Annotated in this window: 1 pseudogene; it reads right to left on the bottom strand. The window is 66.1% G+C overall.

What is annotated here, in order from left to right:
- Positions 1-567, bottom strand: a pseudogene (locus H5J30_RS35770) (DNA polymerase III subunit alpha); the annotation flags it as partial.

Below are 567 nucleotides of genomic sequence, written 5' to 3'. Positions count from 1 at the left end.
CACCATCTTGACGGCGTCGTCCATGATGGTGAGGTTGCGCAGGCCGAGGAAGTCCATCTTCAGCAGGCCGAGCGATTCACACGTCGGGTAGTCCCACTGCGTGATCGTCACCTGGTCGGAGTGCCGCACCCAGACCGGGACGTGGTCCACGATCGGCTCGCTGGACATGATCACACCCGCGGCGTGCACGCCCATCTGCCGCACCAGGCCCTCGACGCCCCGCGCGGTGTCGATGACCTTCTTCACATCCGGCTCGTTCTCGTAGAGCCCGCGGACCTCGCCGGCCTCCGAGTACCGGGGGTGGTCGGGGTCGGTGATGCCGGACAGCGGGATGCCCTTGCCGAGCACGTCGGCGGGCATGGCCTTGGTGATGCGGTCGCCCATCGCGTACGGATAACCCAGCACCCGCGCCGAGTCCTTGATCGCGTTCTTCGCCTTGATCGTCCCGTACGTACCGATCATCGCGACCTTGTCGGCACCGTACTTCTCCGTCACATAGCGGATGACCTCCGCCCGCCTGCGCTCGTCGAAGTCGATGTCCACATCCGGCATCGAGACCCGCTCCGG

The organism is Streptomyces phytophilus (assembly GCF_013870535.1).
In the GTDB taxonomy this organism is placed as follows: domain Bacteria; phylum Actinomycetota; class Actinomycetes; order Streptomycetales; family Streptomycetaceae; genus Streptomyces; species Streptomyces phytophilus.
Note: the sequence above shows the minus strand (reverse complement) of the source record. Positions and strands in the feature narration are given on the sequence as shown.